We start from the raw sequence: 12,035 nt of genomic DNA on the forward strand, positions 1-12,035 counted from the left end.
ACCTGTCCGCCGTGACCGAAGGAGCCGCGCATGTCTCCCCCACCCACCGGTGTCGCGCCCGGGCGTGGCAGCGCCGGGGACCCCGAGGGCTTCGACCCCGCCGTCGCCGCGGAGGCCGAGGCCCCGGCATCCCTCGCTGCGCTGCTGCACCGTGCGTCGCTCGGCGACGAGGGCGCCTTCTCCCGCCTCTACGACGAGGCCGCGCCGCTGCTGTTCGCGCTGATCCGACGCGTGGTGCGGGACGTGGCGCTGAGCGAGGAGGTGCTGCAGGAGGTGTTCGTGGAGATCTGGACGCACGCGACCCGCTTCGATGCGCGCCGCGGATCGGCGCACGGCTGGATGTGCACGATCGCGCATCGCCGCGCCGTGGACACGGTCCGGGCCTCCGAGGCGACCCGGCGCCGCGACAGCGCCGAGGGCGAGCGGATCCTCGCCGAGCAGGTGGTCGATGCGGCGGAGGAGGGCGTGCGCCGCGTCGAGTCGCAGCGGGTGCAGACCGCGCTGCGCTCCCTGACCGCCCACCAGGCCGAGGCGATCCGCCTCGCCTACTTCGGCGGGTACAGCCACCGGGAGGTGGCGGCCCTGCTCGACATTCCCGTCGGCACGGCGAAGACCCGGATCCGGGACGGGATGATCGTCCTGCGGGACAGGCTGGGGGTGGCCTCGTGAACGAGCGACAGCACGACATGACCGGCGCCTGGGCGCTCGACGCCCTCGGCGAGGAGGAGCGCGCGCGGCTCGAGGAGCTGATCGCGCAGGACCCGACGACCGCCGCTGAAGCCCGCGCCTTCCAGGAGACCGCCGGGCAGCTGGCCCGCGGGCTCGATCCCGTCCCGCCGCGCCCCGCGATCAAGGACGAGCTCATGGCCCGGATCGCGCAGACCCGCCAGCTCTCCCCGGCGCTCAGCGAAGAGGACGCAGCCGGCGCCGATGCCCCCGGAGCGGAGCCGACCGCCGCGACGGACTCCGCTGCGGACCCCGTCGGCACCGGTGTCGACACCTCCCCCGAGGCCGCGCCGGACGCCGAGGTGGTCCCCCTGGACCGCTACCGCACCGCCCGGCGACGCACCCGATGGCTCGCAGCGGCCGCCGCGCTGCTCATGGTCACGACGATCGCCGGCATCGGTCTGTGGAGCGGCGAGCGGGCGGCGGAGGAGGAGGCGCGGGCGACCATCGCGGCCATGGAGGCCGAGCGCGCCTCGCAGGAGGAGGCGATGGCCTCCACCATCATGGCGGCCAAGGACGCCACCCAGATGACGATCCCCGCGCACGGCGGCGGGAGCCTGGACCTCATGTACTCCCGGGACGAGAAGGCCATGCTCGTCAAGGCCTCCGGGCTGCCCGAGCCGCCGGAGGGCAGCGCCTACCAGCTGTGGGTGATGGGCGAGTCGATGGAGAGCGTCGGCATGATCTCGGAGGACGAGGAGATGGTGATGGCCCACGGCGAGCTGCCCGAGTCCTCGATGCTGGAGCTCACCATCGAGCCCGCCGAGGGATCCGACCAGCCCACCAGCGAGGCCATCGCGAAGGGAATGCTGACATGACCGCCTCCTCCGCCCCGGCTCGCCGTATTCCCTGGTGGTCCGCTGTCGCGGGCGTCGTCGCGGGGATCGTGCTGGTCGCCGTCGCCGAGCTGCTCTCCCTCGCCTTCTCCGCCTCCTCGGCCCCCTTCGCGGCCGTGGGCGGCGCGTTCATCGACATCGTCCCGCCCGCCCTGAAGGACGCGGTGATCGCCCTGTTCGGCACCGCGGACAAGCTGGTGCTCAACGCCTCGATGGTCGCGGTCTACGCGCTCCTGACAGCGCTGATCGGGGGTCTCGGGGCGCGGCGGCCCCGTCTCGCCGCCGCGCTGCTGGCCGGGCTGGGCCTGCTCGCGGCGGCCCTCGCCCTCACCCGCGCGCAGAACACGGCCGCGGACACGGTGCCCACCCTCGTGGGCACCGCCGTCGCGGTCCCGCTCCTGCTGCTCCTGCTGCGCGCGGTGCGCGGACCGGCGCAGGCCGCGCCAGAGGCGGAGGGAGGCGACGAGGAACAGAGTGCCTGGTCGCGGCGGCGCACCCTGGTGGGAGTGGGCGCCCTGGGCGTGCTCGGCGTGCTGATCGCGGCCGGGGCTCGCGGGGTCACGGCGACGCGGGAGGCAGCACGCCGGGCCGCGGAGTACGTGCTCCCGGCACCGGCCGACCCCGCTCCGCCGGTCCCGGACGATGCGCAGGTCGACGTCGAGGGGATGGGTCCCTTCCTCACCCCGAACGAGGACTTCTACCGCATCGACACCGCCCTCGCAGTGCCGCGCGTGGACCCCTCCACCTGGGAGGTGCGGATCCACGGCCTCGTCGAGCGCGAGCTGACGCTGAGCCTCGAGGAGCTGCTCGCCGAGCCGATGACCGAGGCGCACGTGACCCTGGCCTGCGTGTCCAACGCCGTCGGCGGGTCCCTGGTGGGCAACGCGACCTGGATGGGCGTCCCCGTGCGCAGCCTCCTGGAGCGGGCCGGCGTCCAGGAGGGAGCGGACATGGTGCTCTCCCGCTCGGTCGACGGCTTCACCGCCTCGACCCCGCTCGAGGCCCTCACCGACGACCGCGACTCCCTGCTGGCGGTGAGCATGAACGGCGAGCCCCTGCCGCAGGAGCACGGCTATCCCGTGCGGATGGTGGTCCCGGGGCTGTACGGCTACGTCTCGGCGACCAAATGGCTCGCCGAGCTGAAGGTGACCCGCTTCGACGAGGACACGGCGTACTGGTCCACGCGGGGCTGGTCCGAGCGCGGCCCGATCAAGATCGCCTCCCGCGTGGACGTGCCCCGCCCCTCCGCCACCGTCGCCGCGGACGAGGACGGGGCGGTGATGCTGGGCGGCACCGCCTGGGCTCAGCGGCGCGGAATCGCCGGCGTCCAGGTGCGGATCGACGACGGCGCGTGGCAGGAGGCCGAGCTCGGCGCCGACGTCGGGGTCGACGCCTGGGTGCAGTGGTCGCTGCGCTGGGCGGACGCGACTCCCGGCCCCCACACGGCGACCGTGCGGGCGACCGGCGGCGACGGCGAGGAGCAGACCGCGACCGAGGCGAACCCCGCCCCGAACGGGGCGAGCGGCTGGCACACGGTCGACTTCACCGTGGAGTAGAGCCGAGGCGCGGCGGCCCCGCGATGGGGGCCGGACGGGCCGGACTCGCCCGTCAGGCGGTGCCGTCGCCCGGAGCGCCGGGCCGTCCACGGGACGGCGCCGGCTCCGGGATCAGCGGGGCAGGCCGTCCTCCGCCACCAGGCCGTGGGCGAGGACCAGCTCACGCAGGGCCTCGGGGCGTGCGGCGAGCTCGCGACAGATCGTCGCGGCCTCGCCCTCCACGAGCTCGTCCCCGGTCAGGGCCGCGAGCGCGCGGAACAGCTCCTGCTGGTGCCGCCGCAGGGGCAGCGGGCGCACGCGGGCGAGGACGCCGCGGTGCGAGGCGTAGAGGTCGAGATGCGCGGGGCGCTGCCCGGTGGCCAGCTCCAGCGGGAAGTCCGCGGCATCCAGCCGCACCCGGTCGTAGTTGGGCTCGGTCTCGTCGATGGCGGCGAGCTGGTCGTCGTCGAACCAGGTCGCGATCAGCTCCCGCCGCTCGCCGACGGCCCGGAAGGGCGCGGCGGGGACGAAGCCTGCCGCGGCGGAGTTCGCGACGTACCCGACGCCCAGGCCGTGCACGGTGCAGCGCACGAAGGGGGTCGCGAGGTTCAGCGACCGGGCCGCGCGACGGTACTTGCGGGCGATCGTCGCGGGTGCCTGGTTGGAGCCGACGGCGAGCACGAGGGTGCGCTCGGCCAGCGGCGCCGCCCCGGCCGCGGCGAGGGCGCGGTCGATCTCCTGGGCGTCGACGAGCGGCGGCGTCCCCTCCGCGGCGTCGGGCGGGCCCGAGCGTCCTGTCTCCAGGTCCAGGACGCCGGCGTCGTGCAGGAGCACGGAGCGCAGGCCGCCGTCGATCCACGGATAGTCCTCCGGGGCGGGCAGGGCCGGCGGCGCGGCGATGGTCGTCGTCTCGAGCGCGGGTGAGGGCATCCCCCGAGCCTAGCGAGGCGCCGGGCGACCTATCGTGGCCCCATGAGCGAACAGCGCGCGATCGATGCCCTGGAGGCCTCCGGCCTCGACTACGAGATCACCCGCCACGGCCGGGTCGGCTCCCTGGCCGAGGCCGCCGCCGCACGGGGCGTCGAGCCCCGGGACCTCGTGAAGACCCTGGTGGTGCGCCGCGCCGCGGGCGATTTCCTGTTCGTGCTGGTCCCCGGCGACCGGGAGATCTCCTGGCCGCGGCTGCGCGCCCTGCTGGGCGTGAACCGCCTGTCCATGCCGGACAAGGAGGTCGCGCAGGAGGTCACCGGCTACGAGCGCGGGACCATCACGCCGTTCGGTGCGACGACCGCGTGGCCGGTCGTCGCCGATGCCGAGCTCGCGGGCGATCCGCGGCGCCGGATCTCGATCGGCGCCGGCGCGCACGGCGTGGCCGCCACGATTCCCGCCGAGGCCGCCCTCGCCCATCTCGGCGCCCGGATCGCGGACGTCACCGAGCCCCAGGAGAGCTGACCCGGCACTGCCGCGGACGCAGGCACGCAGGCACGCAGGCACGCAGGCACGCAGGCACGCAGGCACGCAGAATGGTGCGATTCCGTGCCAGATCCGGGCGGCGGTTTCAATGGGTCATTGCAACAGGTGCTCGGAGAGTACCTCGTAGGGAGTTGCGAACCCGAGTCGCTTGCGGGGTCGTCGGTTCATCTGGTCGGCGACGTAGTCCAGGTCTGCCTGGGAGTAGCTGCTGAGGTCGGCGCCCTTGGGGAAGTACTGCCTTAGCAGCCCGTTGGTGTTCTCGTTCGTGGCCCGCTGCCAGGGCGAGTGCGGATCCGCGAAGAACACCTCGATCCCCGTGGCCTCGGAGACTTTCTGATGCTGAGCCATCTCCCGGCCCTGGTCCCAGGTCAGCGTGCCCTTCAACGTCTCCGGCAGGCCTTCGAGCTTCGCGACCAGCCCCTCACGCGTCGCCTCAGTGCGATTCTTCGAGGGATCCAACCAGACCAGAATCAGGTAGTTCGAGTGCCGCTCGACGACCGTGCCGATCGCTGAACCACCGTTCTCCCCCACGATCAGGTCACCCTCCCAATGCCCCGGAATCGAACGGTCCAGTGCTTCGACGGGACGGTCCCAGATCGAGACCATGTCCTTGATCCGACCCTGCCGAGCGTCCGGACGGCGCTTGGCCCACCGGATCGTGCGGCCCGTCCGGGTCAGGGCCTGGAGCTCACGCTTCAACCCGCCCCTGGCCTGCAGATAGATCGTCTTGTAGATCGTCTCGTGACTCACATGAAACCTCGGCTCATCAGGATGCTCGCGGCGCAGGCGCCCCGCGATCTGCTCCGGCGACAGTTTGAGGTCGAGACCAGCCTGCACATCCCCAAGTAGCTCAGGATCCGACGGGATCTTCAACGGCTTAGGACGACGCCGATTCTCCACTGCCTGACGATGCCCGGCCACGGGCCGGTACCGAGTCCGCGGCTGATCTCCCACGCTGCGCTTGATCTCCCTCGAGATCGTCGACGGGGCTCTGCCCAGGGCTTTCCCGATCGCACGCAGCGAGGCACCTTCCTGCACCATCTCCTCGATCTGGAAACGCTCCTCGAGCGTCAACAACCGGTCCGGGTCCTTCCACCGCTGAGGCCGTATCCCTCCAGCCGCAGCCACGAAGCGATTGACCGTCGCATGACTGGTCTCGAACGAAACACTGAGCTCACGAGAAGACAGGCCCATCCCACGAGCATCCCAGAACGACTCGATCTCCCGCCTGGACCGCTCACCGAACCCCGGCGCACCACAACGAATCACAACACCCTCCTCAGCTCAGGTGTTGCAACCACCCCTAGAACCCGCGGGCGTGAAATGGCTCCGAATCGCACCATTCTCGACGCCGCGGGCTGGCGCCACCGCAGGGCCGGCGCCGCCGCGGTGCCCCGGCACCGCGGGCGCGGCTACTCGTCCGTGAAGGTCATCTTCAATCCGCCCAGCAGGGCCGCCACGAGGTTGTACAGGAAGGCCAGCAGCGTCCCGAGCGCGGTGATGATCACGACGTTCACGACGGCCACGATGGTGCCGTAGCTGGTCATCTTCGAGAAGCTGAAGAACTCCATGAACGGCAGGGGGTCGCCGCCGTTGAGGTCACGGCCCAGCTGGTCGATGCGCTCCCACAGGCCGATCGCGTCCACCAGGTTCCACAGCAGCACCACGGCGACCACGGTCGCGATGCCGATCGCGATGGCGACCAGGAAGGACAGCTTCATGACGGAGAAGGGGTCCAGCCGGGCCAGGGTCAGGCGCACCCGGCGCGGGCCGCGGCGCTCGGTGTCCGCGGAGCCGGCGGGACCGGGCGACTTCTTCGGGCTGCGGCTGGCGCCGCGCGCGGCCGATCCCGTGCCGGTGGCGAAGGACGCCTCGGCGGGGGCGGGGGCGTCGTCGACCTGCGGCACGACGGAGGTCCTCTCCTCGTGCGCGGCGTCGGTGCGGGCCGCCGCGGGCGAGTCCGTCCCCGGCGAGGCCGACGACCCGGACGTGGTCCGGGAGTCATTCGTGCTCATCGATCACTCCTCGTTCGGGTCGACATCGTCGGCCGGCGACTGGTCGGGCTGGTCCGAGCCTAGATCATCGGCCGGAGCCGATGCGGTGCCCGCACCGTCTGCGACGGAGATCTCCTCGGTCGCAGCGGCCTCGGAATCGTCGAGCGCCGGGGCCTCGGCCTCCTCCTCATCGACCTCGCTCTCCTGACCGGTGGCCACCAGCAGGATGCGGTCACCCTTGCCGGGCTTGGCGAAGGTGACGCCCATGGTGGTGCGGCCCTTCGACGGGATCTCGTCGACCCGGGAGCGGACCACGCGGCCGCGCTCCATCACCACCAGCAGCTCCTCGTCCTCCTCGACCACCGCGGCACCGGCCAGGTGGCCGCGGTCGTCGGGAAGCTTCGCGACCCGGATGCCCAGGCCGCCGCGGCCCTGCAGGCGGTACTCGTCCACGTCGGTGCGCTTGGCGAAGCCGCCGTCGGTCACCGTGACCACGAAGGTGCCGGGGCGGACCACGTCCATCGCCAGCAGCTCGTCGTCGTGGCGGAACTTCATGCCGGTCACGCCGCTGGTGGCGCGGCCCGTCGGCCGCAGGACGTCGTCGGCCGCCGGGAAGCGCACCGACTGGCCGTTGCGGGAGACCAGCAGCAGCTGGTCGTCGCTGTTGACGGCCCGGGCGGCGATCACACGGTCCGGCTCGGTCCCGTCGATCCCGTCGATGTCGCGGAGGTTGATCGCGATGATGCCGCCGGTGCGGTTGGAGTCGAAGGCCGTCATCGGCGTCTTCTTCACCAGGCCCGAGCGGGTGGCCAGGACCAGGTACTCCGCGTCCTCATAGCCGTCGATCGTGAGCACCGAGGCGATGTGCTCCTCCGGCTGGAAGGCCATGAGGTTCGCGACGTGCTGCCCCTTGGAGTCGCGCGCCGCCTCCGGCAGCTCGTACGCCTTGGCACGGTAGACCCGTCCCTGGTTGGTGAAGAACAGCATCCAGCGGTGCGTGGTCGTGGTGAAGAAGTGCTCGACCACGTCGTCCTCGCGCAGGGACGCGCCGCGCACGCCCTTGCCGCCGCGCTTCTGGGCGCGGTACTGGTCCTCCCGGGTGCGCTTGACGTAGCCGCCGCGGGTGATGGTGACGACGACATCCTCCTCGGGGATGAGGTCCTCCATCGACATGTCGCCGTCGAAGGGCAGGATCGTGGTGCGGCGGTCGTCGCCGTACTTGTCGACGATCTCCTGGAGCTCCTCGGAGACGATCTCCCGCTGGCGCACGGGGGACTCGAGGATCGCCTTGTACTCCTCGATGAGGGCCTGCAGGCGGTCGTGCTCCTCGATGATCTTCTGGCGCTCCAGGGCGGCCAGTCGGCGCAGCTGCATCGCGAGGATCGCATTGGCCTGGATCTCGTCGATCGCGAGCATCTCCATCAGGCCGGTGCGGGCCTGATCGGCGTCGGGCGAGCGCCGGATCAGCGCGATGACCTCATCCAGCGCGTCCAGCGCCTTGAGGTAGCCGCGGTAGATGTGGATCTGCTCCTCGGCCTTGCGCAGGCGGTACTCGGTGCGCCGGATGATGACGTCGATCTGGTGCTTGGTCCACTCGCGCACGAAGGAGTCGATCGACAGGGTGCGCGGCACGCCGCCCGCGAGCGCGAGCATGTTCGCGGAGAAGTTCTCCTGCAGCTGCGTGTGCTTGTAGAGGTTGTTGAGCACCACCTTGGCCACCGCGTCGCGCTTGAGGGTGATGACCAGGCGCTGGCCGGTGCGGCCGGAGGTCTCGTCGGTGATGTCCGCGATGCCCTGGATCTTGCCCAGCTTGACCATCTCGGCGATCTTCCGCGCGAGGTTGTCGGGGTTGACCTGGTAGGGCAGCTCGGTGACCACGAGGCTGAGGCGCCCGTTGATCTCCTCGGTGGAGACCACGGCCCGCTGGGTGATGGAGCCGCGGCCGGTGCGGTAGGCGTCCTCGATCCCGGAGGTGCCCACGATGGTCGCGCCGCTGGGGAAGTCCGGGCCCTTGATGAGGCGCAGGCACGCCTCGAGCAGCTCGGGCTTGGTGGCCTCGTGGTTCGTCAGCAGCCACTGGACGGCGTCGGCGACCTCCCGCAGGTTGTGCGGGGGGATGTTGGTGGCCATGCCCACGGCGATCCCGGAGGAGCCGTTGACCAGCAGGTTCGGGAAGCGGGCGGGCAGCACCACGGGCTCGTCCGCGGTGTTGTCGTAGTTGCCCTGGGTATCGACCGTCTCCTGGTCGATGTCCCGCACCAGCTCGAGAGCCAGCGGCGCCATCTTGCACTCGGTGTACCGGGGGGCGGCCGCGCCGTCGTCGCCGGCGGAGCCGAAGTTGCCCTGCCCCAGGATCAGCGGGTAGCGCATCGACCACGGCTGCACGAGACGCACCATGGCGTCGTAGATCGCGGAGTCGCCGTGGGGGTGGTAGTTGCCCATCACCTCGCCGACGACCTTCGCACACTTGGAGAAGGAGCGGTCGGGACGGTAGCCGCCGTCGTACATCGCGTAGACGATCCGACGGTGCACGGGCTTGAGGCCGTCGCGCACGTCGGGCAGCGCCCGGGCGACGATGACGCTCATCGCGTAGTCGAGGTAGGAGCGCTGCATCTCCTGGTTGAGGTCGATCTGGGTGATGCGGTCGACCTCGTTCTCGTCGAGCGGGTCGACGAGGGTGACGGTGCGGCGCGCCGCCTCCTCGGCGGAGACCTCCTGAGAGCCGGCGGGCATCTCCTGACCACCGACGCCGACGCTCTGCGCGGGGGTCGGCTCGGTCTCCGGGGTCTGGTCGGGGTTCGTGGGGTCCTGCGGGGTGTCGCTCATGGCGAGGAGGGCCTTTCGGGTGGGGCCGATGGATCAGGGGACCCCGGGGGCGCGCGGGCGGGCCGGCGCCGCTCCGGAGTCGACGTCAGATGTCGAGGAAGCGGACGTCCTTGGCGTTCTCCTGGATGAAGCGGCGGCGGGACTCGACGTCGTCGCCCATCAGGACGGAGAAGATCGTGTCCGCGTCGGCGGCCTCGTCGACCGTGACCTGCTGGAGGGTGCGGCTGGCCGTGTCCATGGTGGTGGACTGCAGCTCCTTCCAGTCCATCTCGCCAAGACCCTTGTACCGCTGAATGCCGTTGTCCCGGGGGATGCGGCGACCGGCGGCGCGGCCGGCCTCGAGGCGCTCGTCGCGCTCCGCATCGCTGAAGACGTACTCGTGCGGGGCGTTGGTCCACTTCAGGCGGTACAGCGGCGGCATCGCGATGAACACGTGGCCCAGCTCGATGAGCGGCCGCATGTAGCGGAACAGCAGCGTCAGCAGCAGGGTGCAGATGTGCTGGCCGTCCACGTCGGCATCGGCCATCAGCACGATCTTGTGGTACCGCAGCTTGGTGGCGTCGAAGTCGTCCCCGATGCCGGTGCCGAAGGCCGTGATCAGCGAGCGGACCTCCTGGTTGTCCAGGGCCCGGTCCAGACGCGCCTTCTCGACGTTGAGGATCTTGCCGCGGATCGGGAGGATCGCCTGGGTGCGGGGATCGCGGCCCGACACGGCGGAGCCGCCCGCGGAGTCGCCCTCGACGATGAAGATCTCGCACTCGGCGGGATTGCGGGAGGAGCAGTCGCGCAGCTTGCCGGGCATGCCGCCGGTCTCCAGCGGGGACTTGCGGCGGGTGGCGTCGCGGGCCTTGCGGGCCGCCTCGCGGGCGGCCGCGGCGGCCTGCCCCTTGAGCACGATCGCCTTCGCCTCCTGGGGATGGGACACGAACCAGTCCTGCAGCTGGTCGGTCATCACCTTGACCATGAAGGTGCGGGCGATGGTGTTGCCGAGCTTGGTCTTGGTCTGGCCCTCGAACTGGGGCTCGCCGAGCTTCACCGAGACGACGGCCGTGAGGCCCTCGCGGATGTCCTCGCCGGTCAGATTCGCGTCCTTCTCCTTGAGCAGGCCCTGGGCGCGTCCGTAGCGGTTCACGATCGAGGTCAGCGAGGACCGGAAGCCCTCCTCGTGGGTGCCGCCCTCGTGGGTGTTGATCGTGTTGGCGTAGGTGTGCACCGACTCCGAGTAGGAGCCGGTCCACTGCATCGCGACCTCGACGGAGATCTTCGCGGTGGGGTCCTCGGACTCGAAGGAGATGATGTCCGGGTGGATCACCTCGGCCCGCTTGGTGGTGTTGATGAACTCGACGAAGTCCTGCAGGCCGCGCTCGTAGTAGTAGGAGACGCTGTGCGGCCCCTCCTCCTTCTCGCCCTCGAGCTCGACGTCCACGAGATCCGCGTCCTCGGCGTCCTCGGACTCGGCGACCCGCTCGTCGGTCAGCGTGATCCGCAGGCCCTTGTTGAGGAAGGCCATCTGCTGGAAGCGCTTGCGGAGCGTCTCGAAGTCGTACTCGACGGTGTCGAAGATCTCGCGGTCGGCCCAGAAGGTGATGGTGGTGCCGGTCTCCGCGGTATCCTCGCCCTTCTCCAGGGGGGCCTCGGGGACGCCGCGGGAGTACGCCTGGCGCCACACGTGGCCCTGCCGACGGATCTCGACCTCCATCCGGATGGACAGGGCGTTGACCACGGAGGAGCCCACGCCGTGCAGGCCGCCGGAGACGGCGTAGCCGCCGCCGCCGAACTTGCCGCCCGCGTGCAGGACCGTCAGCACCAGCTCCACGGCGGGCTTGCCCTCGGTGGGGTGCATGTCCACGGGGATGCCGCGGGCGTGGTCGACCACGCGCACGCCGCCGTCGGCCAGCAGGGTGACCTCGATCGTGTCGCCGTGCCCGGCCATCGCCTCGTCCACGGAGTTGTCGACGATCTCCTGCACCATGTGGTGCAGTCCGCGCTCCCCGGTGGAGCCGATGTACATGCCGGGACGCTTGCGGACGGCCTCGAGTCCCTCGAGGACGGTGATGTCCGAGGCCTCGTAGTGCTCGGGGGCGTGGGCGGCCCTCTCTCCGGCCGTCGTGGCCGCGGGGCCCGCACCGCCGGCGGGCGCGGGATCCGCAGGGGCTGCTCCGTCGGCCGCTCCGGGGAAGGTCTCCGGCGTGCCCGCGGGCACGTCCTGATCGGGCATGGGGCGGTCGCTGTCGCTCACCGGATGTGGCTCCTCGCAGTCCAGGGTCCCCCGTCAGGCGGTGGCGGGGGTGGTTCGGCGTGCCTCGGGAACGCTTCCTCCGGCAGGCTCTTTCACGCGGGCGGCCCACGCAGGCCTCCTGCGCGCACACGCGCGCGCGAGGCGATCCGTGGGCCACGGTGCTCGAGCCGGCGCCGCCCGCATCCGCCGTGGCGTCCGGGGCGTCGGCCGAACCGTCCCCGAGTCTATCGGACAACGGCCCGTGAACCTATTAAGCGGGCCGATCCTGTGGATGACGCGATGCTGCGGCCGCGCCAGACGGCTCGGGACGCCCTCTGGAACAGGCTCCCGGGGCGCGGCACGGGGTCCCCTGTGGACGACGGGGTCCTGACGCGCCACAGGGGCCTCAGCGGAGTGCCGCGACCGC

Annotated in this window: 9 protein-coding genes; 4 read left to right on the plus strand and 5 right to left on the minus strand. The window is 71.4% G+C overall.

Going from position 1 to position 12,035, the window contains the following annotated elements; genetic code table 11:
- The first annotated feature begins 30 nt into the window (after positions 1-30).
- Genes CXH06_RS03960 through CXH06_RS03970 form a run of 3 tightly spaced genes read left to right on the plus strand, consistent with a single transcriptional unit; the run spans position 31 to position 3,118 of the window.
- A complete protein-coding gene (locus tag CXH06_RS03960; protein ID WP_114853863.1) occupies positions 31-669 on the plus strand; it encodes a sigma-70 family RNA polymerase sigma factor in 639 nt (212 codons plus the stop codon).
- The gene (locus CXH06_RS03965) at positions 666-1,544 is read left to right on the plus strand and encodes an anti-sigma factor domain-containing protein (protein ID WP_157975597.1); all 879 of its coding nucleotides are present in this window, start codon (positions 666-668) and stop codon (positions 1,542-1,544) included. Before CXH06_RS03960 ends, CXH06_RS03965 begins: the two co-directional genes overlap by 4 nt.
- Positions 1,541-3,118: a molybdopterin-dependent oxidoreductase gene (locus tag CXH06_RS03970; protein ID WP_114853865.1), complete on the plus strand. Its 1,578-nt coding sequence runs from the start codon at positions 1,541-1,543 to the stop codon at positions 3,116-3,118. The genes CXH06_RS03965 and CXH06_RS03970 overlap by 4 nt, the downstream gene beginning before the upstream one ends.
- 111 nt (positions 3,119-3,229) lie before the next feature.
- Here the strand turns inward: CXH06_RS03970 and CXH06_RS03975 are convergent, their stop codons facing one another.
- A complete protein-coding gene (locus CXH06_RS03975) occupies positions 3,230-4,027 on the minus strand; it encodes a hypothetical protein (RefSeq protein ID WP_114853866.1) in 798 nt (265 codons plus the stop codon).
- 42 nt (positions 4,028-4,069) lie between these two features.
- Here CXH06_RS03975 and CXH06_RS03980 point away from each other — a divergent pair, with 42 nt between their 5' ends.
- A complete protein-coding gene (locus CXH06_RS03980) occupies positions 4,070-4,549 on the plus strand; it encodes an aminoacyl-tRNA deacylase (RefSeq protein WP_114853867.1) in 480 nt (159 codons plus the stop codon).
- A gap of 114 nt (positions 4,550-4,663) precedes the next feature.
- On the opposite strand, the gene CXH06_RS03985 is transcribed toward CXH06_RS03980, so the two are convergent.
- The 4 genes from CXH06_RS03985 to gyrB form a co-directional block, all read right to left on the minus strand.
- Positions 4,664-5,764: an IS30 family transposase gene (locus tag CXH06_RS03985; RefSeq protein ID WP_232820188.1), complete on the minus strand. Its 1,101-nt coding sequence runs from the start codon at positions 5,762-5,764 to the stop codon at positions 4,664-4,666.
- A gap of 218 nt (positions 5,765-5,982) precedes the next feature.
- Positions 5,983-6,585 carry a DUF3566 domain-containing protein gene (locus CXH06_RS03990; RefSeq protein ID WP_114853868.1) on the minus strand — a complete coding sequence of 201 codons (603 nt, stop codon included), beginning with the start codon at positions 6,583-6,585 and terminating at the stop codon, positions 5,983-5,985.
- A gap of 3 nt (positions 6,586-6,588) precedes the next feature.
- Entirely contained in the window at positions 6,589-9,390 is a 2,802-nt protein-coding gene (gene gyrA, locus CXH06_RS03995; protein ID WP_114853869.1) for a DNA gyrase subunit A, read from the minus strand.
- A gap of 85 nt (positions 9,391-9,475) precedes the next feature.
- Complete coding sequence (gene gyrB / locus CXH06_RS04000) at positions 9,476-11,629, minus strand: DNA topoisomerase (ATP-hydrolyzing) subunit B (protein ID WP_114853870.1); 2,154 nt, start codon at positions 11,627-11,629, stop codon at positions 9,476-9,478.
- Between the last annotated feature and the right edge of the window lie 406 nt (positions 11,630-12,035).

The sequence above is a fragment of the Brachybacterium sp. YJGR34 genome, from assembly GCF_003347015.1.
Lineage (GTDB): Bacteria > Actinomycetota > Actinomycetes > Actinomycetales > Dermabacteraceae > Brachybacterium.